Source organism: Nitrosopumilus oxyclinae (genome assembly GCF_013407165.1).
Taxonomy (GTDB): Archaea; Thermoproteota; Nitrososphaeria; order Nitrososphaerales; family Nitrosopumilaceae; genus Nitrosopumilus; species Nitrosopumilus oxyclinae.
This window is the reverse complement of the sequence record NZ_CP026994.1, coordinates 485,532-507,569: the sequence shown is the minus strand read 5'-3', so window position 1 is coordinate 507,569 and position 22,038 is coordinate 485,532. Positions and strand designations below refer to the sequence as shown.

The window sequence follows — 22,038 nt, the reverse complement described above, 5'->3', positions numbered from 1 at the left end:
CAGCCCTTTGATCAGCATGTCTCATATGTTTATTTTTTTTTCTCATTGGCATGATGATTTATGATAATTAGTGCTAGTTAATTGTTATCATTGCATTTCAATCTCAAGAAAATCAAATTCTCGACATTCACATGGAGTATCAAGAATACTTGAAATTCCAGGGGCAATGTCATCTCCAGTAACAAATCGTTTGATTGGAAGGCCTCCTTCAGCCTTGACAATCAAAGTGAATAAATTATTTGAATTTTTTTTAGATTTCACATTGAAAATTTTCTTCTCTGATCGTCTCCCAGATTTTTCATAAACTACCACAGGATTGATTGTGAGATCTTTTAATTTCTTCAACATCTTTGAATCAATTTGGGATTCAGTAGAAATTTTCACACTGATAACAGAATTGAACTTGAGTGGTTTTTTTGGAGATTCGTAAACTGGTTTTAAATTAATTATTTTAATTGGACCAACTGTAACGTTAGAGAATTTTGCCTTTTGTTTGTGTGGATTTTGAATTTTTACAAAAAACGGTCTTCCAGAGCCCAAAACTAGACTGGATTTATCTTCACCGCCAATCCATGTAAATTTTGTAGTTGTACCACCAAATTTTTGAAAAAGAGGTTTAGAAATTGCACCCTCCACACTATCATATTCTGAAATACCATGAAAATCACAAACTCTACATCCTTTTCCAGAACAATTATCACATGGCTTTTGTTTTTGAGAAAAACCTCGCTCAGACTTTAGATATCGTCCAGAAAAAGTAATAGATTTTGAACGCAAATCACATAATTCTTCTTTGAAATTTATGGTAAAAGTTACATCTGGATCAAGATGATCAATTGTTTTCTTTGTTCTTTTAGAATATAATTTCCCGATTTCTTTTGTAATGTCAGTCTTGATGCTATCAATTCCCCGTAGTTTGTACTGAGATCTAATAAAATCATCCCTATCAACAATTGAGGGTTTTACGATAACTCCAATCCCAAATGTTTTAAAAGAATAACCAGCAGATTTGTCAAGCATAAGTTTTAAAAAATGATCCAGATTACCAAACAGATTTTTACATACATAGCATTTTTCGACAGGGTTTTGATTTAATTTTTTACCAAGAAATTTATTTGATGAAAGATGTAATTGTTTTGAAAATAGTCTACCTAAGCAATTATCACATAAAGGATATTTTTTAGTAATTTTATTTGCAATAGGAATAATTTTCTGATAATTAGACATATTTTGAAATTGGAATAAAGATTAGCCCAATCCTAATTTTCTAAGAGTCCCTTGCATTTGACGACCTTTAGATGCTTTCATCATGTTCTTAGAATTTTTATAATTTTTAATTAATTCTTTAACTTCACCTTCAGGCCACCCTGAACCACGAGAGATTCTTTTGATTCTAGATGAGTTTAGTAATCCTTCAGGATCTGCTTTTTCTGCTTTGGTCATACTTTGAATTATGAATCTCCATTTTGTAACTCGGCCTTCCATTTGATCTACTTGATCACCCTTGACCATTCCAGAAAGTCCGGGCATACTATCAAGAATTCCTTGCAATGAACCCATTTTGCTGACTTCTTCTAACTGAGAAAGAAAATCCTCCATGTTCATTTTTCCACTAGAGATTCTTTTCATTCTCACATCATCACCCTCGTTTTCTAATCGTTTGGCTAAATCCAAAACAGCTTGGATATCACCCATGCCAAGTAATCTTCCAACAAATCTAGTAGGTGAAAATTTTTCTAAATCATCAATTCTCTCACCAGTACCAATGTACATTATTTGTGCACCAGTAGCTGCTGATGCTGCAAGTGCACCACCACCTTTTGCAGAACTATCTAGTTTAGTGATAATGACACCACCTACAGGGATTGTTTTATGAAATGCTTCAGCTTGATTGAAACATTGTTGTCCTATTGTTCCATCAATCACTAGTAAAGCTAAATCAGGATCTGCAACTTTGTTAATTCTCTCCATTTCCTCTAAGAGATCTTGTTCTTCCTTATGACGACCAGCAGTATCAATTAGAATTACATCTAATGCTTGTCCTGCAAAATGTTTCAATCCATTTTTAACAATATTTGGAGAATCTTTGTTATTTTCTTCACCATAGACTTCAACATTTGATTTTTCACACATGGTTTTGAGTTGAACCAATGCTCCAGGTCTATACGTATCAGCACCTACAACACCAACTTTGTATCCTTGGTGTGTTAGAAATTTGGCAAGTTTTGATGCCACAGTAGTTTTACCACTGCCTTGAATTCCCAGTAGAATAATCTTATTTTGTCTATCAGGTTTAAATTCAAATTCAGATTCATTACCAAGTAATTTTGAAAGTTCATCATATAGGATCTTTACGATGTGATCTTTTCGAGAGAGACCAGGTGGAGGAGTCTCATTAAGAGCACGCTCCTCAAGGTGTTTTGTAATTTCTAAAACAAGTCGGACATTGACATCAGATTGAAGTAATGCCCTTTGAACATCCTTTGATAATTCTTTGATTAGTTCCTCATCGATACCTGAAGATTTTACAATTTTTTTGATTGCATCTCCTAAACTAGTCTTAAGGCCATCAAGCATGGAAATTCAACCCCGCATCCACTATTTCAAACCTTCCTCTATAGCCATCCCATATTTTTTCGGACTGATTAATTTTGATCGAGTTTGTAAAAAGAGGACAATTAATTACAAATGTCTCAGCCTCACCCCCTTCAAAATTTAAATTAAAACCAAATTTTTCAGACAAATGTTTCAATGAGATAATATCAGATTTTAAAATTTTTTTTCCCAACCAAGAATCATTTAATCCATCTGAAGATACTGTAGTCATTATAAAATTAAATTCTGAATCAACTAATTCATTCATATATTTTTCTGGATCAGTATTCCACAAGGGGGCAATAACTTTCAAATTTAATTTCAAACAAATGCTTTCAAATTTATCTTTTTGAAATTTACTCTGGATTCCACCGTGCACTAATCCCTCAATCTGGAATTGGTCTTTTGCATTTTGCAATAAATTTTCAATTAGGATTAATTCATTATTAGTTTCATCAGAGTTTGACGTAATAGTTAATTGAGGAATATTCATTGTCTCTGATTGTAATTTTGTCCATTTCATGTTTGGATGATGTAACAAATGACTTTCATCAGATTTTGGAAATATACTCAACAGACATTTTACTTCATGTCCTTGTTTTTGTGCCAGATAGATTGCATATGTGCTATCTTTTCCTCCTGAAAAAAGAGAAGCTAATTTCATTATCTAAAAAATATTTAATTCAATAAATTTTTTAGGTTAATTGAAAAAGATGCTTCAATACTCATAATCGTCATCACGAAATCAGACGGCTTTTCCGATAATCATCAGCATCATCAATCGTTCTTAACACGCATTATTTTAGTTCTATCCATTACAACCCAGTATTCTACATTTTGACCATTTTCCAACTTACCTTTGACTTCATCATCAATCAAAGATATGTCAATAGTCTCAAAGGATTCTGAATCCATAACTTGAATGGTATCACCATTAATTGAGATAATTTGACCAATTTTTTTGTTAATTAGAGGAATGTGAATTTGCATACTGACGGGTCCGACATGAGGTCTTTTTTGACCATCAAAAACACCTTGGCCAACAATTCTTGCTTTTGCTGCTCCGTGTTTACCTGGTTTTGAAGTATCATATTCTACAATTCTACATGGCTCTCCACTAGGTTGATCTGAGTGAGGCAATAGAATGTATGATCCAATTTTCAAAGAACCAAGGTCAGAAGGTTTACTCATGAAAATCAGTTTTTGCTCGAATATTTAACTTTTCTACTTTAGTTTTTCAAGAATTGAAAGACTCATCAAATTGGTCATTGTCATTCCTTTTCGATTAATATCTCGTCTAGTTTGATCACAATATTTCTTTACACTTTGATGACTTTTTTCGCTTGCGACTTCAATTACAACAATATTTTCAGAATAAGGAAATGTAAATTTTGAACTGTTTAAGCAAAATGTATTCATATTTCCTAGTCCGGCTACCTCAATTTTGTCCCTTTTTAGTAAGAGATTTGCAATATCTTGTAAATCATCTCCCTCATCCCCATATTCTAAATAATATACAGAGACAAAATTTGTATCACCCTGAACTTCTCTTTCAAAGAGACCGTCTTTGATGTTAAAGACAAATGATGTTTTCTCTTGATTGTGAGCTGCAAGATCTTTTGAAATTTGTTCACTGTCATTGAATTTGGCTAAAATGTAATGGTTTGTAGAATCAGAAAAGTACGGTTTGCTTTCACTAGAAAATGTTCCTGTAACAAAGTACATTTCTTCAATATTTTTTGATTTTGTCCAAATCTCTTTTAGATCAATAGAATCATGATTGTGCAGATATGGAGCACATACGTATCCAGAATAAGATAATTCTAGTTTGGACATACTCACTTGCAAAACTTTTCAGGGTATTTATGCATATACAGATCTTGACGATCAGATTTGTGGTTCATCTACAATAGTTTTTTAATAGTAGAGATCTTCATTTTTTTGTCCCGTGGTAGCTCAGCCTGGTAGAGCTCCTGGCTGTAGTTGTTGGCTTTAGATGGCTAAACGAAACACAGCCCATCAGGCATACAGAAACCGGGTTGTCGATGGTTCAATTCCGTCCCGCGGGACCACAGTTTTTTGAAAATGTTTAGTTTTGGAGTATTTTGCGATCTTGATAATTTTACAACATACTACTAGACCAACCACGTTTAAGTAATTTTCCAGAGTTCCCCAAATCAAATTGAATTGTGGTTTAAGATTCCAGCAAATTGAAATTTCCAGAACCATCCCCAAAAAGTAAGCTAACATCATTAGAAAATTGATTTGCAGTAGCAATGTCTAGATTTCCATCATCGTTAAGATCACCTGTGGTAATTGACTGAGGATAACCACCTACAAGATAATTTTTTGCTGTTTGGAATGTTCCATCTCCATTGTTAAGAAGAACAGATACATCATTTGATATGGAATTTGCAGTAGCAATGTCTAGATTTCCATCACCGTTAAAATCAGCAGATGTAATGTCTCTAGGAGCAATTCCAACGCGTATGGGAGACATAGATTCGAATGTTCCATCTCCATTGTTAAAAAGTAAACTAACATTATCAGAGTACTGATTAGATGTAGCAATGTCTAGATTTCCATCACCGTTAAAATCACCTGTTAAAACAGACCAAGGTCTAATTACAATTGAATCAAATGAGTAATGATACACACCATCTTCTTTAAATGAATTTTTTTTCTGATTTATTTCCTTCATTACAGAATTCGATGCAGGTTCAGATAATGGCCAAGAAAATTTTGTATGTAAAGTGCCATCACCACTACCCAAAAGTATCGTTACCTCAGGGTCAAAATTAGGAACAACAATGTCTAGATTTCCATCACCGTTAAAATCACCTGTGGCAATTGATTTTGGCATTTTATTTGCAGGGTAATTTTGTATGTCTTGAAAACCTCCCGTCCCATTATTAATTAGAATAGATACGTCATTATCTGCAATTACTATATCCAACATTCCATCTTTATTCATATCTTGAAGGGATATTGAATTTGAAAAAGTTCCTGTGTTGTGTATTTGAGCATCATAAAACGTCCCATCTCCTTTATTTTGGAGAATTGCAACACCCCCTTTATCCGAATTTAATCCTATAATGACATCATTGTAACCATCATTATTTAGATCCCCAATATTTACAGAAGATCCATGATGGCTAATTCCATACTCTTTTGATGATTGAAAATCCCCTTGACCCCTACTTAGAAGAACAGATGCAGTCATTCCATTTCTATTAGCAACAACAAGATCCAATAGTCCATCACCATTTAGTTCCCCCATAGCAACAGATACAGGATCACCAAGATCTTTTAATGCAAATCTATCTGTAATGGCATTTTGTACTGAAGTAGATTCAGGATCCGTAGGAGTAATCTCAGAACTGATTGACGACTTTGAATCATCGCCAACAAGAAACAACATACTCATTACAACCACTACAAGAATTCCAACTACAATAGTAACAACAATCATTCCAATGATGAGAGAAATTATTGATTTAAAGTAACTAATTTGATGAACATATTTTATGGCAATTATTCCTAAAATGAATGACCATCCAATAAAGAAATATGAAAAAAGTTGATACGGAAGATATTCCCCAAAATAATTAACATAAATTTCAGAGGGTTCAAAAATAAAATCATCTATTGAAAGGGTTGATGAATCTATCACATTGGAAACTCCAGCAACGCTTGCAAAAATAAATACAGTTGGAACCAGAATAAAGCCAATAATTTGCGGAATTGAGGCATAACCAAATGCCGATAAATATACAAAAAGTTTTCCTTTGCCGTCTAGTTTTTTTGCAAAATAAAATATTACAAAAATACTAATAATTTCCACCATCCACGTTGCTCCTGAAAAATTGTAAAATGAAGATGATTCAAAATTCATTTCGCGTATTGTGGCATAAACAATTGAAAATATCAACAAACCAATACCTATGCGAGAATATTTTTCACTTACAGCAATTTCTTTGAAACTACTAATCGGATGAATTACTATATCTTTGAGAAGAGTCATATCTCTATTCATGAATTCATCTTATGATTTTCATACATTACCATCTGTATGTTATTTACAATAACACTAGGCACAAATCTTATGATTCTAGACTGTTAAAAGGGGCTGTAGTTTCATCAACACTTTGAACTGTAAAATATTTTGAAGTGTTCATACCATTATGAAATACGGTTACCATATACAATCCATCAAGATTTAACCAATTAAAGCCAAACCCTATCTCAAATTTGCCTTCCTTTGAAACAAAGCTTGATGAATTGTGCACAAATCCTTTAATCAATTCTCCAGAGTCTGCATCATACATCTTAATAGAAACTTGTTTTGAAAATTCAGGATTGATAATTTGTCCTGTAACATGAATGGATTCATTTTCAACATATGCATATTTTTCAAGTTGAATTGCTATCGTTGTTTCAGTAGAAGATAGGGATTGGGATTTACTTGTAGAAGTTGTCAAGGGGTTAATGAAAACACTTGTGCTAGCAACAACATTGTTGTCTGCATCCATTGCATTTATGATATATTCTCTATTAGGATCAGCATTGATTACAATCCCATAATTTTTCAAGACAATATCATATTGATAAGAAATTCCTCTAGAATCTATCCACGCATTAACGATATTATCGCCATTAAGATGAGTCAATTGTATTCGATAAACCCACGGATTTCCCTCTCCTGTGACATGAATTGTTTCATCAAGATAGTATGTCTTCTTATCTGTCCTGATAGTTGATTGAATAATTCCTTCTACTTGGATTTCATTTAAATTGGAATCTTCATTTAATTCTGTTTTTAATTCAGGAATATCAGGCAAGAAAAATTCTTCATCTTCATAAATCATGGTAGCAAGTAGCACCCCACTATACACAACTACTGCAGAAGATACCAAAATGACCATTACAATAATTAAAATGAAAAATTTGTACATTTTTCTAGGTGATAGAATTATTCTTTTTTATCAGACTTTATAGGAATTATTTTCTCATCAGTTTGATTTAACACCAATGTAGGGGAAATTCCTTGCTCAGTCAATACAATTTTTGAATTATTTTCAAGACTAGCTTGTGTTACTTCTAATTTTTTTAACTCCTTGGCATTGCCTATAAAATATTTTTCAGCAGATTCGTTTACAAGCTGAATTTCTTTTGCATGTGCTGCTGCAACTCTTTCAATTGCTTGTGATTGTCCTTCTGCCTCTAAAATAAGAGATTGTCGTACACCTTCGGCCTCTTTAATGCTGGCTCTTCTTTCACCATCAGCCTTTGTCTCACGTGCATTTGCAAAGTCAATTGCAGATTGCTTGTCATTTTCAGCCTTGATTACCATGTTCATTGTTTCTTGAACGTCATCTGGGGGTTCAATCTCTTTTAGTTCAACTCGAACTATAGTAATCCCCCAATCTTTTGTTTCAATTGCCATGGTTTCAAAAACCTCGTGATTAAGTTTGCCACGTTGAGAGTTTACATCTTTAAAAACATTATCTCCAATTACATTTCTTAATGTTGTACGGGCTAGCTGAACAATTTGAATATCATAATTATTTACTTGGTATAATGCACTTTTGAGCTCTTTCTCAGATGCACCCACTTTAAAGTAGACTTGAGCATCAACTGTACAGTTTAGGTTATCCTTTGTAATTACTTCTTGACGCATGACATCAACTAACTGTTCTGTAATGTTTACAGAATACATTTTTTGAACAAATGGAATAATGAATGTAATACCAGAATTTTGGAATCGTGTGTATTTTCCAAGTGTCTCAATAGCTGCCCTGTTTGTAGGTCTAATAATTCGGATTCCAGAAAGTAAAATTCCAATTACAATTAATCCGAGAATAATCTGTCCAATTAAAATTCCAACATCCAATTCAGCCATAGGATATATCTCATATTTTCACACATTAGTATCTGTATGTTATTTTAAATAACATCGGGCACAAAATGTGAGCCATAATAAATTAAAGTTGTACTTTTAAAAATAATAAAAAGATAGACTAGTTTAAGAAAACAAATTGAAATCTTAAATTAAAAAATTTGTTGCCTATGCTGATTTTTTGACTTGTTGTGCTGCTGGGCCTTTTTGACCTTCGCCTACTACAAACTCGACTTTATCGCCTTCGTTGATGAATCCGTCAACATCTGATTTGTGAACAAACAGATCGTCTCCACCTTCTCTTTCAATAAAACCAAAGCCTTTTGTTCGGTTGAACCATTTTACAGTTCCTGTTTCTGACATTACATGGAAATAAAATATTCACTATATTAACTAAAGCATTAAAACGAAATAAAGTTAGACGTGAAAATTAGAAATCTTTTGCAATGTGCTTGTTATCTTTGAGCCATTCAACTTGAGGAATTGTAAATCTCCAAACAATATCGCCTCGTTCATCCTCTTTGAAATCCCATGGAGCAATAATTACAATATCATTATCTCTAATCCAGACTCTTCTCTTTAGTTTACCACGAATTCTTCCACGACGAGTGACATTATCATCGCATTTTATCATGACATTTTCTCCTCCCATCATTTTTAAAACACGGCCGAAAAGTTCACCCTCTTCAGGTAATCGAATTTCTTTTAGTGCACTCTCATTTTTTACTTGGCGCTTACCCATATCACTTATTTCCATTATCAGCATATAACTGGTAGGGTTATTTGATGAGAAAAATTAGCAAAAATTAAGCATAAGAGATTTCTATCAAGTAGAATAAAAAAATACATGGAATTTAGATGCATTGATGAGTGCTCTCAGTGCTGCATTGAAAGAGAATATTATCCAAGTAAAAAATTCGGCAAAATAGGAGTATTGATTCTACCTGAAGAGAAAAAAAGAATCGAAACCCTTGCAATTAAAAATAATTTAGAAATTAAGATTTTACCAAGAATTGGAATGTCTGAAAATAAAAATACCCTTCCAACAAAAATTTTAGCATATCAATTAATGGGTGCAGAGAAAAACGGGAACACATGCCCATTTTTAGATAAAGATAGTGGAGATAAATCACCACATGGCGGATTCCCATGTAAGATATACAATCAAAGACCTCTTGCATGTACTGCATATCCTTTGATTGAAACAGAGCCAATCACACTAGATCAAAAATGCAAATTTTGCAAAGAGCATGGGAATGCAGATGGGAATTTACATGCTGAAACTGAAGCGCTTTTAAAAATTAAAGAAAAAATGATTCCAGATGCTCAAGTCATCTGGAGATATGCTACAAACGTTGGAGAGATAGAGGATCAAAAGGTATTGGAATCAGGTTGGATTTTAGAGCAGTAAATATCCCAAGCATACAAATCAGTACAAATTCAGCCAAAAATTCAAAAGGCATTACATATTTGCAATAACATGAGCGAAGATGCTTGGTCAAATTTAGACAAGGTTGATCAAAAAATTATTGAAATTCTTAACAATAATGCAAGGACCCCATCAAAAGAAATTGCATCTGAATTAAAAAAATCAGGTCATGACGTTTCAGATAGAACAATTAGAAAAAGAATAGAGCGTTTAGAAAAAAGTGGAATCATCAAAGGATACAAAGCAGTTCTAACAGACGTATCAGGAATTAATCAATACCAAGCAGTGTTAATGAAATTAAAACCATCCAAATCACTTGAAGCAGTAAAAGATTCAATCAAAGATTTTATTACAAAAATGGACAATTATCTACTAATATCAAACATGGAGGGGGAATGGAACATGCTCGTACTATTACAAATAAATTCAGAAAAAACAAACACATCTCAAAAAATTGTAGAGAAATTTTCAGATGAGTTGATTGATTATAGAATAAATGAAATTGACATTAAAGATGTAAACATTCTGAACATGTCATTATTGTTATTGTAGTAAGGAATATTCAGATTCTGCAATATCTATTGCATTTTTAACTTCATCAAGTGTGAATGGTTTTTGAATAAATGCAGAAACACCAGAACTAATAGTTTTGTTAACACGAGTAGTTGTTTTTTCATCAGCAGTAATTACTACAATCTGTAAATCAATTTTTTCATTTAATAATTTTGTAGCAACCACATCACCTTCTAAATCAGGCAATCCCATGTCAAGTAATACTACAGGTGTTTGGTTTTCAGAAAATAGTTTTTTGCATCCCTTCACTCCATCTTTTCCATTTTCAAAGACATGAATTTCAGAATAGCCCAGTTTTTCAGCATATGTTTTTAGTTTCATTGCAATTGATTTACTGTCATCAATGATTACAATAGGTCGAATAGTGGAGATAGGTGTTTGAAACATTAATTTTGCTTTTTGATATGCAACTTTAGCTTTGTCAAATTCACCTAAACTTAAAAGACATTTTGATGCACATAGTAAAGCACCTTTAACATTTGTAGAATCTTTTGCTTTAGAATATTTTAAAAACAAATCACTTGCTTGTTTAATTTCATTTTCAGAATTTTTTCCTTGTCTATTTCTGCATTCACTTGCTAGCATGTATAACAAAGCAGACTTTAGAAGGTCTGATTTTTTTATCAATTCAGCTTGGTTTAGAAAAAGATTATGAGCAGTAATGAATTGTTTATTTTTAAGATGAGTTAATGCTATTTCACAGCTTGTTTTAGTATCCAATAATAACACTCAAATTTTTTCTGTTATAAAATTTTGTAGCAGCCTAATGAACTATGGATTTATCACAGCACGCCCAATAATTTTTCGGGCTTTGAGATCTTCAAGAGCAGTGTTTGCATCATCTAAGGAATATCTTTTTGAAATTACTGGATTAATTGTACCTTTTCGTGCAAGATCAAGTAGTTCCACCATATCAGTGTAATTTCCAGTATATGCACCTTGAATGATAATTGATTTTAGAGGAATTGTAACAAGGGATAATTCAATAGAACCGCCAAATAATCCAACAAGAACCAAGTTACCACGTTTTCTAAGTATTGCAAAATCTAATTTTGCAGTTGGAGGAGCATTAACAAAATCAACAACACTATCTGCACCTTTATCATTACAGATTGACATTATTTTTTTAGTTGTTTCAGGGTCTTTGGAATTTACTGTGAAATGAGCACCCATTTCTTTTGCTGTTTCTAATTTTTTATCATCCAAGTCAACACAAATAATCTTAGCATCAGTTATGGCTGATGCAATTTGTACACCCATCAATCCCAAGCCACCAGCGCCAACAATCACAATAAATTCAGGTGAATTTTGGTTTGCTTTTTTGATAGCAGTGTAAGCAGTTAGACCAGAACATGCAAGTGAAGTAGCAGCATCAGGATCAACACCATCAAGTTTTGCCAAATATTTTGAATCAGGAATTAATGCATAATCAGAATAACCCCCATCTTGAAAAACACCCATAGATCTTGGGGCATCGCATAGATTTTCATTTTCTACTTTACAAGCAGGACACTCACCGCATCCAATCCATGGAAAAACTAAAACTTGATCTCCTTTTGAAACTCCAGAAACAGAATCTCCAATCTCTTCAACAGTTCCCACAATTTCATGACCAGGCGTTACAGGATATTTTACCCCTCTATCAGTGACTTTCATAAATTGACCATCACCTAGATCATATCCACCTTCCCACAAATGTAAATCACTATGGCATACACCAACTGATTTCACTTTAACTAGAACTTGTGCACCTTGTGGTTTTGGGGTATCACTTTCAGAGACTGCAAGAGGCTCATTTGGGCCTAAGATCCTAGCAGATTTCATAGTTCATTTTTCCACACTAACAATATAAGAGTTGACTGGATGTGAGAAAAAAGTAGAGCCCTTAGATATTATTGAATAGTCAAAGAGAAAGTATGTGAGCGAATCACAAACTCCCAACAGTATTTCTCAGGAACCAGTAAACATTCTATTTAGCCCGTCATCAGTTGTTAAAAAAGACGTTTGGGAAATTGACCTAATTCAAATTTTAAATTTATTAATAAAAATTCTTGAAAAAACAGGAAAGAAAGATCTCAAAGTTGCAGGAATGGCCGCTTTATCATCATCACTAATTTACAGAATGAAAGTAGAAAGTATTTTTGCACTACAAAAAGCAGCAATGGAGAGAAAACCAATGCATCAAAGAACCGATGCAGATATTGAATTAATTGATATTCCATATAGACATGAATCCACATATCCAGTTTCATTAGATGACTTGTTAGGATTATTACAAAATCTCATAGGTACAATTGCAAACCCACAATCCAGACGAAACAGACATTTAGAAATTGAGCCAATTGAAGCCCCAGACTTTCAAGACTTTTTCATATCACTTGAAAGCATCATTGGAAAATACGAAGACCTCATTATGAAAAAAATAGCTGCTGCAGGATTTGGATTATTACAAGACATCATCGTAGACTTGGATCAAGTCGACTCCATCAGATGTTTCTTTGCAGCATTATTTTTGGCAAGAGACCAAAAAGTTGACCTCGAACAAGCAGAAGATGACATCAAAATTATCGTCATGAAAGATGAATTGACAAATTAATCAAAGGTGTAAAAAAATGGTAAAAGTTGAGAATTTAGATGAGGCTACAGCAAGAATAGAAGCAGCATTGTATTCTGCAGGCAGGCCACTTAGAATTGAAGACATTGTACGAGCTTCAGGCACAGAATCTAGAACAAAAACACTTGCCTTACTTGAGAGCATTATGAAAAAGACAAAGTCAGCTTTCAAGGCATTAGAAATTGTCATACTTCCAGACGGATCATACGTGATGCAATTAAAACCAGAATACAGTTCAACTGTCAAAAGGTATGCATCAAAACCAGTGTTACCAAATGCAACACTCAAGACATTATCATACATTGCATATATGCAACCCATCTCATCAAAACAACTTGTCGAGACAAGAGGATCTGGAGTGTATGCACATCTCAAAGAATTAAGACAACTAGATTACATCTCTAGTCAAAACGTTGGACGAATGAAAATTTTTTCAACAACTGATAAATTCCAAAAATACTTTGGAATTCAAGGAGACGTAGAAGATCTAAAACAAAGATTATTCTCCAAAGTGAGAAAAACTGCCAGCAGACAAACAACTCCAACACCACCTGTTGCATCAGAAGTTAACTAGAAATTTTAACTCAAGGCTAATTTTTTGCGTTTTGTATAAATTAGAGTAATTTAGACAACATTCGTGAGAAAATCCGTAGAGAACTTAGCAACCAGTAAAATTACTGGTGGAAGAAGAGTTCCACTTAGAATTAGAAGAAAATATGAAACTGATAGATATCCAAATGAGCCAATCAATGGAGCTCAAGTTACAGTAACTAGAAGAGTTAGAGGCAATAATAAAAAAACAGCTTTGAAGACAATTGACTTTGTTAATTTAGCAACAGGTGAAGCTAAAGTAAAGAAAACAAAAATTATCAAAGTATTAGAAAACGCTACAAACAATGATTATCAAAGACGTGGCATCATTACAAAGGGTGCAATTCTTGAAACAGCAGAAGGCAAATGCAAAGTTGTTTCAAAACCAGGACAAAACGGAATAGTTAACGCAATTTTAGTAAAGGAGTAAACATGAAAGATTACGAGCATGTCGTAATCTGGTTAGATTATTTCAACAAGAATTTAAAAAAATCTAAAGGTAGAAGATTAGGTTTAGAAAAATGTGTTTTTGATCCTTCATTAAAAGAATTAATGGATGCGACAAAAGCTGGGGGATTGGAAATTACAGAATCAGATGACAAGGTAAGATTTCCTAAAAGACCATTTGTAAGGTCAGGGTATGTTATCGTACCAAAAGGATCCTCCAAGACAAAAATACTAAACAAAATTTCAGAAAAGTTAGTGGCAAAAAGATCAAAGCAGTCCAAATAAAATGAATTCTAGCTCTTAGCTAAAGTAAAGTTGACAGAAGTCTATGATAAGACTACGATCATTAGTAATTCTAATTGCAGGAGGTAGGCGAAATAATGCACCTAGCCGGTAGTGGCAGGGTAATCATTCAACTATCAACAGAATTAGTTGAAGGACAGATACTCTGTGACAAAACGGGAACTAGAGTTGCAAAAGTAAACGAACTGATAGGTCCAATAAAAAGACCGTATGCATCAGCAACGCCATTAACAAATAATATCAAAAAATACATCGGCAAACAAGTTTACGTTGATCAAGAATCCCCTGCTAACAAACCAAAAAGATTTAGGAGAAAAAAATAATGAACATACTAGAAAAACAAAACTGTCCTGAATGTAAATCTACATTAGTAGACGACATGCAGAATGGTGAAATAATCTGCTCTGGTTGCGGCGTAGTAGTCGATGATCAGATTGCAGACTTTGGTCCAGAAACAATAAGCTCAAACTTCGAAGATAAGATGAAGCTAGCAAGAGCAACAGGACAAACAACCTACTCCCAACATGATTTGGGAATAACTACCGAGATATCAATTAGTTCAAAAGACTACAGTGGAAAAACAATCAACCACGGTGTCGCAAATCAAATGAACAATCTCAGAAAGTGGCAACAAAGAGTACGAGTTTCCTCACCAAAAGAAAGAAGATTAGCAAATGTTTTAACAAAAATGGGTGAAACATGTGAAAGTCTAAATCTTTCAAAGAATGTTTTGGAAACCTCATCTATGATCTACAGAAACTTGGATGGACATGTCGATGTAAAGGGAAAATCAGTAGTAAGCATTACAGCAGCTACGATTTACATGGCATGCAAACAATGTGATGTAGTAAGATCATTAGAAGAAATTTGTCGAGGAATTTGTCCAGCAAAAGATGTTAAATCAAAAACAAAACTTGCAGCTAGATACTATCGAACCATGGTAATGGAAATGGGACATCTACACGCCCCAGTTGTAACCATGGACAAATACATCTCAAAGATAGCAAATATGACTCAGACTGAGGTAAGAGTTGAAAGACTAGCCTTAGAAATTGCTGAGAAAACTAAAGACAGCAGCATCGCTGACGGAAAGGCACCAAATGGTATAGCCGCAGCATATCTGTATGTAGCATCAGTTCTACTTGGTCAAAATGTCCTACAAAGAGACGTTTCAAGTGTTGCAGGAGTTACAGAAGTCACTATCAGAAATAGATGTAAAGAGATTCTAACATGCTATAAGCTCAAAATTACTTTGAGACCATCTCTGGCCAACTAATTACACCCCCCTTTTTCATTTTATTATTTATCATCACGGTTAGGATTAGCTAAATTTCGTCGGTATTATATAGAGAATCAAAACAAATCGAAACATGGCAGTATTAGAAATCAAAGATCTTCACGTATCTAGAGAAGGTAAAGAGATTCTAAAAGGAGTCAATTTGAAAACAGGCCCAGGAGAAGTGCATGCCATTATGGGACCAAACGGTTCAGGAAAAAGTACATTAGCATACACATTACTTGCACACCCAAAATATGAAGTCACAAAAGGAGATATTTTGTTAGATGGTGAAAGCATTTTAGAATTATCAGCAGATGAGAGAGCAAAGAAAGGATTATTCTTAGGATTTCAATACCCAACTGAAGTTTCAGGTGTAGGATTTTCTCACTTTCTAAGAACTGCATACAACTCTCTAAGTAAAGCAATGCAAGGAGACAACAGAGAAGTATTCATCACAGTTAGAGAATTTCAAAAATATCTTAAAGAAAATTTAGAAAAAGTTGGTTTGAAAGAAGAATTCCTTTCAAGATATCTCAACGAAGGATTTTCCGGTGGAGAAAAGAAACGTGCCGAAGTATTACAAATGGCAGTCCTAAAACCAAAAATTTCAATTTTAGATGAACCAGATTCAGGATTAGATATTGATGCCGTACAAGCAGTAGCACAGGCAATCAGTAAAGTTGCAGATAAAGATGCAACAATTATTATCATCACTCACTATGCCAGAATTTTAAAATTCCTAGATAAATTAGATTTTGTTCACGTATTTGCAAGAGGTCAAGTATTGAAAACAGGTGATGCATCACTTGCAGACAAACTCGAAGCAGAAGGATACGAATGGGCTTTAGAACAATCAGCCTAATCAATTTTAACCAAAGAACATTCTAAAAAACTATTGATATACAAAGTACATGTAGAATTTTCTAAAGATGTTTTAGAAATAATTAATGATGAAATTATTATCGGAATAAAATCAAAGCCAATTAAAGGTGAGGCAAACAAAGAAATTATTAAAAAAATTGCAAAACATTTCAAAATATCTACAGCACTTGTACAAATAAAGTCAGGACATAAAACATCAGAAAAAATTATAGAGATTTCACAGTAGAGAATCTAGTTTTTGTTTAAATAGGGTTTCAAAATTGAGATGGATATGTCAGAAGAAGATAACCAATATTATTTCAATTTCTCATTTTTCAAAGTGGATCCTAAATGGAGATGGATGGCAGACTTGGCAAAAGAAGAGTCTGCAAAAGAAGTGGAAAATGTAATGAACAATTCAGGGATTATGTATAGAACATATTCAAATTTAGGATTAAGAGATGATGCTGATTTTCTAATTTGGTTTGCAGCAAAAACAGTTGAAGAAATTCAAACAGTCATTGAAAAAATTTACAAAACTGTATTTGGGAAATACATAGTTCCATCAAGAACATATCTGTCATGCACAAGACCATCTCTCTATGTACAAGAACAAAAGGTGCATGGGTTTCTTACAGGAAATGATCCAAAAAAACACGTCATAGTATACCCATTTACAAAAACAAGAGAGTGGTATCTACTTCCTAAAGAAAAGCGTCAAGAAATTATGGATGAGCATATTGAAGTAAGTCGAAAATACCCACAGATTATTCTCAACACCACATACTCTTTTGGAATACATGATGAAGATTTCATGTTAGCATTTGAAGTAGATGATATCAGAGATTTTCAAGATTTGATCATGGATTTACGAGAAACCCAAGTCTCAACATATGTAAAAAATGACATTCCGATGATCGTATGTGTCAAAAAAGACCTAGTTCCACTGATTTCCAGTCTAGGTTAATCCATTCAAATAATTTTAAAATCACAGGTGCAAATCTTGGATAAACATAAATGATGAAATTTCAGATCAGAAAACAGTTTTGAAATACAACAAACTAGGAAAAACAGATATCGAAATCTCAGAGATTGGATTTGGAGCATGGGCGATTGCTCTTGATTGGTGGGGCAAAAAAATTGAAGAAGATGAAGCAAAAAGAATGCTCAAAAAAGCTTATGACGTTGGAATTAATTTCTTTGAAACCGGAGATTTGTATGGTAAAGGATTAAGTGAAAAATTAATTGGCGAAGTCTTCAAAGACATGAGAGACGAGGTTGTCATTTCAACAAAATACGGTTATGATTTTAGAAATGTTGAACAAATTGGACATAAAGAACTTCCACAAAAATTTGATGAAGATTATACTAGAATGGCACTAAGAAATAGTTTAGAGAGATTACAAACAGATCATCTTGACATGTATGGAGTACACAATCCAAAACTCAAAGACGTAAGAGATGATTCAATATACAATTTACTTGATAGTTTCATCAAAGATGGTTCAATCAAAACATATCAAATTGCTCTAGGTCCAGCAATTGGATGGACACAAGAAGGATTGGAAGCTATGGATAAACCAAACATCAGTGCAGTCCAAACAGTTTACAATATTTTAGAACAAACACCAGGAAACGAATTAATGAAAAAAGCTGAAGAAAAAGATGTAGGAATTCTAGTTAGAGTTCCAGAGGCATCAGGAATTTTAACAGGAAAAGTCAATGCAGATACAAAATTTGATGACAATGATCATAGATCAGTTAGAAAAAGAGAATGGCTCAAAGCATCATTAGAAAAAGTCGAACAATTCAAACCAATTGCAGACAGAAATGGTCTAAGCATTACAGAATTTGCAATGAAGCATATGATGACTAAGAAAGGATTTGCAACAGTACTTCCAACAATGATCAGTGAAGAAGAGATTGTAAATTATGCTCAAATGTCAGATGGAAAATACATTTCAGACTCAGATATGAAAGAAGTTGAAGAGTTGTACAATTCTTGGCCTCCATACGAATTAAAAGCAACACCACAAGCAAGTTAATTTGTAAATGGATACCCCCATAGATTCAGAAAAAACCATTGAAATAATTGAAAGGATGAAACTAGCCAAAATTGGCAAATACAAAAAATGGGAATCTATGATTAAAAAGATAAAAAATGAACAGAAATTAAATCCTGAAGAATTAGAATATTATGCCAACATAACAAGAATCTACAAAAATTCAAACATCACTACTAGAAGTAAAGTATACCACACTAAATTATCAGAATTAGATGAAAAACCTCCATGTAAAGAATGTGGAGATGATTCAACCTACTATTGCAACATGAATGATCAGTACTTTTGTACAATTCATGTCGTAGGGCACGATAAAAACGAGATCTAAGATGCTGAAAGTGTTTCTTCTAAACTAAAAGAATTCTCTACAAAATATTCAACACGTGTTTTTTTGAATTCACGGGAGCTGAAAAGGATATTGTATTCATCTACATTAATTTGATCTTGAATGGTTTTTGCCACCTCATATGCCTCATCATGAGTTTTACAATGAATCATTGAAAAGACATTGTATGGCCAATCAGCATATGTTGGTCTTTCATAACAATGACTTACCTGTGGAAATGAGCCCAATGTTTCTCCAACTTGTTTAATTCTATCTTCTGGAACTTTCCATACAATCATTCCATTTGCAGTAAATCCAACTTGTCTGTGTCTTAAGATTGCAGCAAATCTTCGCATGACTCCAATATTTTCATAGTGTTTCATTTTTTCAAATAATTCATTTTCAGTTATTCCAAGATTTTTTGCTGCAAGGACAAATGGTTCATCAATAATATCCATGTCTTTTTGTAATTCACGGATAAAGTCTTTATCTTCTTCAGTTGGATTAAATTCTACATTTTTAACTTCTTTTTTCTCTTCACTAGGTGCAATTTCATGTTTCTTGTCATCTACCATGTCAAGTTTAACACCAATTTTGAATAATTGTAATGTAGGAAGCATTCTTACTTTTTTAATTCCTTTTAAGACATTGAATTTTTCAAGCTCTGCTTTCAAATCAGCACCTGGAGGAACAGCTAAAGTAAACCATAGATTAAACTCGTGATCCCGTTCATAATTGTGACTTACACCAGGATGACGATTGATTTGGCTTGCAACATAATCTAATTTATCAGATTCAATTTCCATAGCTACTAGAGAACTAGTATATCCTAGTTTTCGAGTATCAAAAATTGCACTTAATTGTCTCAGAACACCAATTTCTTTTAGTTCTTTTAGACGAGACTTGATATCTTCAGGAGTAGTATTGAATTTTTTAGCAATTGCATCAAAAGGTCTTGTTACTAGAGGAAACGTCCATTGAATTTCATTTAGAAGTTCTTTATCAGATTCATCCATAGAAGTCATAAGTCAGTAACCTGACCATTCAATTAAAAATGTAGCTGGTATTTCACGCTCTGAAATTTAATACATAAATAGAAACTGGGGTGCCTTTGATCGATGATAGTTAATCTAAATCTCCAGAACAAAAAAATCATCATTATAGGGGGAGGAAATGAGGCACAAAAAAGAATCAATTCTCTACTCAAACAAGAATGTGACATTACCATAATTGCAGATTCAATAAATTCACAAATAACCAAACTAACCAAAACTAAAAAAATCAAAGTCATAAAACAAAAAGTTGTAGATACAAAATTTATTTCAAAATTAAAACCCAATATGATCATTACAACTACTAATGATAGAAAGATAAATCAGAAAATCATCAACGCTGCAAAAAAGAAAGGCATCACAGTGTATAGTTCAGACAATCCTGAAGATAGTGACTTTTCTAATCCTGCAATCATTGATTTTGAAAACATGATACAGATTGCAATTTTTACAGGAGGCCAAAGTCCAGCCATGTCAAAGAAGATCAAAGAAAAATCAGAAAAAGCACTCAAAAAAACAATCACAAAAGAAGACATTGCACAGATCAAAATTCAAAAAATGGCAAGGAAATTAGCAAAAGAAGTAATCGATACTCCAGATCAGAGACGAGAATGCCTACGTAGCATCATGAGGGATAATGAGATTGATCAGTTAATTAAAGACGGCCAGATGAAAAAAGCTGAAAAGAAAGTTAGTACAATATTGAGGAATTGGAAATGAAACAAAATATCATCAATGCACGCGTTACTTTTCGTAACTCACCAATTCACATTCTTGAACAATTTACAATTAAGGATATGAAGAATGCGTATGAGCAATTCAAAAAAGATTCAGGGTTGGACGAATGTGTAATTATTCAAACATGCAACAGAATAGAGATATTTGGAAAATCAGAAACATATGATTTAGAAAAGATAAAGAAAACTTGGGCTACAATTACAGGGCTTCAAGAAGAGACATTTAATGAAAATATAGAATTTGTAGAAAACCATGATGCATTACACCATTTATTGAAACTAACATCAGGGTTGGATTCGATGGTATTGGGAGAAGACCAAATTCTAGGTCAAATTAAAAATTCAATTACATCAGCCAGAGAAGAAAAAGCATCAGGCCAACATCTCAACACACTATTTGATAAAGCAATTCGAATAGGAACCAGAATCAGAAATTCAAGTGGAATTGGCGCAGGAGGTATTTCAGTTGGGTCCATGGCAGTAAAGTTAGCAGAAGAAAACATTGATGAATTAAAAACAAAAAAAGTGTTACTAATTGGAACTGGAGAAGTCTCAACCCTAGTTGCAAAATCATTACAAAGACGTGGCTATGCCTTTGATGTTACAAGTAGAACGATTGGAAGATCAAATACATTTTGTGAAACAATGGGAGGTAGTCCAATCAAGTTTGAATCAGTGCTCTCAGGATTTGATAATTATGATGTGATATTTGTAGCAACAACTGCACCATATTTTCTTGTTACAAATGAAAAAATTACAGAAGCTATGAAAAATAAAAAAAATGGAATGATGATTTTAGATTTATCAAATCCTAGAACTGTAGATGAAAAAGTTGCAACTATTGGCGGTGTGAAACTAATGAATTTAGATCAAATTGCAGAAATGGTAGAGAAAAACATGAATGCCAGATTAAACAAGGTAAAAAGCGTTGAAAATATAATTAGTGAGGAAGTATCTGTATTAGAAGCCTCAATGAAAAGATTAGATGCAGAACCACTTGTAATAGACGTATTCAAGAATATTGAAAATATTCGAGAAAAAGAATTACAAAAAGCACTTCAAATGCTAAATGAAAAAGATGAGAAAAAAATCAAGATTATCGAAGAACTAACAAAAGCAGTTGTCGAAAGTATTGTATCTACTCCAATGAACAATATCAGAAAAGCATCAGAGCAAGGCAATCCTGACGTGGTAGAATTAGCAGGCAAGCTGTTTGACTATAAAAAACAGAACCAGGCAGACTAGGATTATATTTTACCTAAAGAGAATT

The 22,038-nt window shown here is 33.2% G+C and carries 28 protein-coding genes and 1 tRNA gene; 16 read left to right on the top strand and 13 right to left on the bottom strand.

The genetic code is table 11. The annotated features are described in order from the left end of the window. Positions 1-87 precede the first annotated feature (87 nt). The 5 genes from C5F49_RS03005 to C5F49_RS02985 form a co-directional block, all read right to left on the bottom strand. Positions 88-1,227, bottom strand: a complete 1,140-nt coding sequence (locus C5F49_RS03005; RefSeq protein ID WP_179363262.1) for a tRNA pseudouridine(54/55) synthase Pus10 — start codon at positions 1,225-1,227, stop codon at positions 88-90. A gap of 21 nt (positions 1,228-1,248) precedes the next feature. Beyond that, complete coding sequence (locus C5F49_RS03000; protein ID WP_179363261.1) at positions 1,249-2,577, bottom strand: signal recognition particle receptor subunit alpha; 1,329 nt, start codon at positions 2,575-2,577, stop codon at positions 1,249-1,251. Further along, positions 2,570-3,259: a diphthine--ammonia ligase gene (locus C5F49_RS02995; protein WP_179363260.1), complete on the bottom strand. Its 690-nt coding sequence runs from the start codon at positions 3,257-3,259 to the stop codon at positions 2,570-2,572. The genes C5F49_RS03000 and C5F49_RS02995 overlap by 8 nt, the downstream gene beginning before the upstream one ends. A 113-nt stretch (positions 3,260-3,372) precedes the next feature. Then, the gene (locus C5F49_RS02990; protein WP_179363259.1) at positions 3,373-3,786 is read right to left on the bottom strand and encodes a translation initiation factor IF-5A; all 414 of its coding nucleotides are present in this window, start codon (positions 3,784-3,786) and stop codon (positions 3,373-3,375) included. A 33-nt stretch (positions 3,787-3,819) separates the two neighbouring features. Further along, complete coding sequence (locus tag C5F49_RS02985) at positions 3,820-4,431, bottom strand: hypothetical protein (protein WP_179363258.1); 612 nt, start codon at positions 4,429-4,431, stop codon at positions 3,820-3,822. 109 nt (positions 4,432-4,540) lie between these two features. Here C5F49_RS02985 and C5F49_RS02980 point away from each other — a divergent pair. Beyond that, a tRNA-Tyr gene (locus tag C5F49_RS02980) sits at positions 4,541-4,667 on the top strand. Positions 4,668-4,789: 122 nt separating this feature from the next. Here the strand turns inward: C5F49_RS02980 and C5F49_RS02975 are convergent. The 5 genes from C5F49_RS02975 to C5F49_RS02955 form a co-directional block, all read right to left on the bottom strand. Continuing rightward, positions 4,790-6,631, bottom strand: a complete 1,842-nt coding sequence (locus C5F49_RS02975; protein WP_179363257.1) for an FG-GAP-like repeat-containing protein — start codon at positions 6,629-6,631, stop codon at positions 4,790-4,792. A 67-nt stretch (positions 6,632-6,698) separates the two neighbouring features. Beyond that, entirely contained in the window at positions 6,699-7,550 is an 852-nt protein-coding gene (locus tag C5F49_RS02970) for a hypothetical protein (protein WP_179363256.1), read from the bottom strand. A 17-nt stretch (positions 7,551-7,567) separates the two neighbouring features. After that, positions 7,568-8,497, bottom strand: a complete 930-nt coding sequence (locus C5F49_RS02965) for an SPFH domain-containing protein (RefSeq protein ID WP_179363255.1) — start codon at positions 8,495-8,497, stop codon at positions 7,568-7,570. A 165-nt stretch (positions 8,498-8,662) separates the two neighbouring features. Further along, complete coding sequence (locus tag C5F49_RS02960) at positions 8,663-8,857, bottom strand: cold-shock protein (protein WP_179363254.1); 195 nt, start codon at positions 8,855-8,857, stop codon at positions 8,663-8,665. Between the two features lie 67 nt (positions 8,858-8,924). Then, the gene (locus C5F49_RS02955; RefSeq protein ID WP_179363253.1) at positions 8,925-9,236 is read right to left on the bottom strand and encodes a translation initiation factor eIF-1A; all 312 of its coding nucleotides are present in this window, start codon (positions 9,234-9,236) and stop codon (positions 8,925-8,927) included. 105 nt (positions 9,237-9,341) lie between these two features. Between C5F49_RS02955 and C5F49_RS02950 the strand changes: the two genes are divergently transcribed. Both C5F49_RS02950 and C5F49_RS02945 read left to right on the top strand, forming a co-directional pair. Beyond that, entirely contained in the window at positions 9,342-9,905 is a 564-nt protein-coding gene (locus tag C5F49_RS02950) for a YkgJ family cysteine cluster protein (protein WP_179363252.1), read from the top strand. Between the two features lie 69 nt (positions 9,906-9,974). After that, the gene (locus tag C5F49_RS02945; RefSeq protein WP_179363251.1) at positions 9,975-10,475 is read left to right on the top strand and encodes an Lrp/AsnC family transcriptional regulator; all 501 of its coding nucleotides are present in this window, start codon (positions 9,975-9,977) and stop codon (positions 10,473-10,475) included. Here C5F49_RS02945 and C5F49_RS02940 read toward each other — a convergent pair. Both C5F49_RS02940 and C5F49_RS02935 read right to left on the bottom strand, forming a co-directional pair. Then, positions 10,467-11,216 carry a response regulator gene (locus tag C5F49_RS02940; protein WP_179363250.1) on the bottom strand — a complete coding sequence of 250 codons (750 nt, stop codon included), beginning with the start codon at positions 11,214-11,216 and terminating at the stop codon, positions 10,467-10,469. The two genes, C5F49_RS02945 and C5F49_RS02940, sit on opposite strands and share 9 nt — an antisense overlap. A gap of 51 nt (positions 11,217-11,267) precedes the next feature. Then, positions 11,268-12,320, bottom strand: coding sequence for an alcohol dehydrogenase (locus tag C5F49_RS02935; RefSeq protein WP_179363249.1), 1,053 nt, complete (start codon positions 12,318-12,320; stop codon positions 11,268-11,270). Positions 12,321-12,414: 94 nt separating this feature from the next. On the opposite strand from C5F49_RS02935, the gene C5F49_RS02930 reads away from it, so the two are divergent. The 11 genes from C5F49_RS02930 (at position 12,415) to C5F49_RS02880 (ending at position 18,982) form a co-directional block, all read left to right on the top strand. After that, positions 12,415-13,092: a chromosome segregation protein ScpA gene (locus C5F49_RS02930; RefSeq protein WP_179363248.1), complete on the top strand. Its 678-nt coding sequence runs from the start codon at positions 12,415-12,417 to the stop codon at positions 13,090-13,092. Positions 13,093-13,108: 16 nt separating this feature from the next. Further along, positions 13,109-13,684 (top strand): SMC-Scp complex subunit ScpB, encoded by a 576-nt coding sequence (gene scpB, locus C5F49_RS02925; RefSeq protein ID WP_179363247.1) that lies wholly within the window; start codon positions 13,109-13,111, stop codon positions 13,682-13,684. A 63-nt stretch (positions 13,685-13,747) separates the two neighbouring features. Continuing rightward, positions 13,748-14,131, top strand: coding sequence for a 30S ribosomal protein S8e (locus C5F49_RS02920; protein WP_179363246.1), 384 nt, complete (start codon positions 13,748-13,750; stop codon positions 14,129-14,131). A 2-nt stretch (positions 14,132-14,133) separates the two neighbouring features. Further along, positions 14,134-14,433, top strand: coding sequence for a signal recognition particle subunit SRP19/SEC65 family protein (locus tag C5F49_RS02915; protein WP_179363245.1), 300 nt, complete (start codon positions 14,134-14,136; stop codon positions 14,431-14,433). 74 nt (positions 14,434-14,507) lie between these two features. Further along, a complete protein-coding gene (locus C5F49_RS02910; protein ID WP_179363244.1) occupies positions 14,508-14,774 on the top strand; it encodes an H/ACA ribonucleoprotein complex subunit GAR1 in 267 nt (88 codons plus the stop codon). Then, entirely contained in the window at positions 14,774-15,727 is a 954-nt protein-coding gene (locus C5F49_RS02905; protein ID WP_179363243.1) for a transcription initiation factor IIB, read from the top strand. The genes C5F49_RS02910 and C5F49_RS02905 overlap by 1 nt, the downstream gene beginning before the upstream one ends. A gap of 94 nt (positions 15,728-15,821) precedes the next feature. Beyond that, positions 15,822-16,592 carry a Fe-S cluster assembly ATPase SufC gene (gene sufC / locus C5F49_RS02900; protein ID WP_179363242.1) on the top strand — a complete coding sequence of 257 codons (771 nt, stop codon included), beginning with the start codon at positions 15,822-15,824 and terminating at the stop codon, positions 16,590-16,592. Positions 16,593-16,625: 33 nt separating this feature from the next. After that, the gene (locus C5F49_RS02895; protein WP_179363241.1) at positions 16,626-16,838 is read left to right on the top strand and encodes a DUF167 domain-containing protein; all 213 of its coding nucleotides are present in this window, start codon (positions 16,626-16,628) and stop codon (positions 16,836-16,838) included. Between the two features lie 45 nt (positions 16,839-16,883). Beyond that, on the top strand, positions 16,884-17,558 hold the full coding sequence (locus tag C5F49_RS02890; RefSeq protein ID WP_179363240.1) for a chlorite dismutase family protein: 675 nt from the start codon (positions 16,884-16,886) through the stop codon (positions 17,556-17,558). Between the two features lie 79 nt (positions 17,559-17,637). Next, positions 17,638-18,636 carry an aldo/keto reductase gene (locus C5F49_RS02885; RefSeq protein WP_179363239.1) on the top strand — a complete coding sequence of 333 codons (999 nt, stop codon included), beginning with the start codon at positions 17,638-17,640 and terminating at the stop codon, positions 18,634-18,636. 7 nt (positions 18,637-18,643) lie between these two features. After that, positions 18,644-18,982 carry a hypothetical protein gene (locus C5F49_RS02880; protein ID WP_179363238.1) on the top strand — a complete coding sequence of 113 codons (339 nt, stop codon included), beginning with the start codon at positions 18,644-18,646 and terminating at the stop codon, positions 18,980-18,982. Here the strand turns inward: C5F49_RS02880 and ahbA are convergent. Beyond that, positions 18,979-19,995 carry a siroheme decarboxylase subunit alpha gene (gene ahbA, locus C5F49_RS02875; protein WP_179363587.1) on the bottom strand — a complete coding sequence of 339 codons (1,017 nt, stop codon included), beginning with the start codon at positions 19,993-19,995 and terminating at the stop codon, positions 18,979-18,981. The genes C5F49_RS02880 and ahbA overlap by 4 nt on opposite strands. Before the next feature lie 102 nt (positions 19,996-20,097). Between ahbA and C5F49_RS02870 the strand changes: the two genes are divergently transcribed. Both C5F49_RS02870 and hemA read left to right on the top strand, forming a co-directional pair. After that, on the top strand, positions 20,098-20,751 hold the full coding sequence (locus C5F49_RS02870) for a precorrin-2 dehydrogenase/sirohydrochlorin ferrochelatase family protein (protein WP_179363237.1): 654 nt from the start codon (positions 20,098-20,100) through the stop codon (positions 20,749-20,751). Continuing rightward, positions 20,748-22,013 carry a glutamyl-tRNA reductase gene (gene hemA, locus C5F49_RS02865; RefSeq protein WP_179363236.1) on the top strand — a complete coding sequence of 422 codons (1,266 nt, stop codon included), beginning with the start codon at positions 20,748-20,750 and terminating at the stop codon, positions 22,011-22,013. The genes C5F49_RS02870 and hemA overlap by 4 nt, the downstream gene beginning before the upstream one ends. The last annotated feature ends 25 nt before the right edge of the window (positions 22,014-22,038 follow it).